The sequence below is a fragment of the bacterium endosymbiont of Bathymodiolus sp. 5 South genome, from assembly GCF_900128535.1.
In the GTDB taxonomy this organism is placed as follows: Bacteria; Pseudomonadota; Gammaproteobacteria; order PS1; family Pseudothioglobaceae; genus Thiodubiliella.
Map to the genome: position 1 here is coordinate 1 of NZ_FQTR01000325.1, position 1,250 is coordinate 1,250.

A 1,250-nucleotide genomic window follows, 5' to 3' on the forward strand; every position below is an offset into this window, starting at 1 on the left:
TTGGTATTGATATGAATACCGACCACACTCTAGAAGAAGTTGGTCGTCAATTTGATGTAACACGCGAGCGTATTCGCCAAATTGAAGCCAAAGCCTTGCGCAAACTTAGACACCCCTCTAGAGCGCATAAACTTTCAAGCTTCCTAGAGTAACCCCTTTAGGGCCTTTAGCTCAGTTGGTTAGAGCAAACGACTCATAATCGTTTGGTCCTTGGTTCAAGTCCAAGAAGGCCCACCACATTCACACTAAAAGTATTTTACCCTTTGGGTATTAGACTTGTTGTGTACGCTTATATAACGACACATAAGGTATGATGCTCGCATGGCGTTTGACAAAATTCTCCCACAATTAATTGAATTAACTACCCATGTTGGTGAAGAGATTTTGTCGTATTATAAAAATGACCTTAAAGTTGAGCTAAAGGCAGATGAAACACCACTCACTATCGCTGATCAAAATGCACACCAATCCATTGTTGATGCCTTATCTCAACTAACACCAAATATCCCAATCTTATCCGAAGAATCTGATGCTATGGTTTTTAAACAACGCTCAAAATGGCAGGAATATTGGCTAATTGACCCACTGGATGGGACACGAGATTTTATAGAACAAACGGGAGAGTTTTGCATTTGTATTGCCTATATTAAAAATCATCAGGCAATTTTTGGATTGGTTTACGCACCACTGACTCATGCACACTATTATGGCTTTGACAACAGCGCCCACCAAATCCATAACAACACTAAAACACGCCTCAAAGCATGCGTAGCAACACAACCACTACGCGTGGTAACTGGACACTATTCAGCGCATAGTCAACGACTACAAGCACATCTTGAACAACTTGGTGAGCATCAACTCTCTTGCTTAGGCAGTGCGCTAAAATTTTGTAAAATTGCCGAAGGGATTTACGACTACTACCCTAGATTTGGTCCTTGTTGCGAATGGGATACAGCAGCAGGTGCTTGTATTTTGCAAAATGCTGGGGGTTCAGTGCTTGATGAAAATGGCGCACCACTGAGATACAACACCAAAGATGATTTACTCTCGCCTATTTTCTTTGCCTCAGGCATTAATTGAGAAGCCGAGCGCCTCTCAATTGAATCGCAAAGATAGATCAATTGCTTGAATATTCTTAGTAATACTACCAGTAGAAATATAATCAACCCCTGTTTTGGCAACTGCCAAAATGGTATTTTCGTCAATGTTCCCCGATGCCTCTAAGGGTAATTTTCCATTCGATAAGC

At 41.3% G+C, this 1,250-nt stretch carries 2 protein-coding genes, 1 tRNA gene and 1 pseudogene; 3 read left to right on the forward strand and 1 reads right to left on the reverse strand.

Annotated elements, in window-relative coordinates; all coding sequences use genetic code 11:
• From BBROOKSOX_RS11195 to cysQ, 3 genes are all read left to right on the forward strand, one after another.
• Positions 1-152, forward strand: a 152-nt coding sequence (locus BBROOKSOX_RS11195; protein WP_139661919.1) for a sigma factor-like helix-turn-helix DNA-binding protein, incomplete at its 5' end; no start/stop codon positions are given.
• A gap of 8 nt (positions 153-160) precedes the next feature.
• Positions 161-237 (forward strand) — tRNA-Ile (locus tag BBROOKSOX_RS11200).
• Between the two features lie 84 nt (positions 238-321).
• On the forward strand, positions 322-1,083 hold the full coding sequence (gene cysQ, locus BBROOKSOX_RS11205; RefSeq protein ID WP_139661921.1) for a 3'(2'),5'-bisphosphate nucleotidase CysQ: 762 nt from the start codon (positions 322-324) through the stop codon (positions 1,081-1,083).
• A 15-nt stretch (positions 1,084-1,098) separates the two neighbouring features.
• Here cysQ and BBROOKSOX_RS11210 read toward each other — a convergent pair.
• A pseudogene (locus BBROOKSOX_RS11210) lies at positions 1,099-1,250 on the reverse strand (carboxylating nicotinate-nucleotide diphosphorylase); the annotation flags it as partial.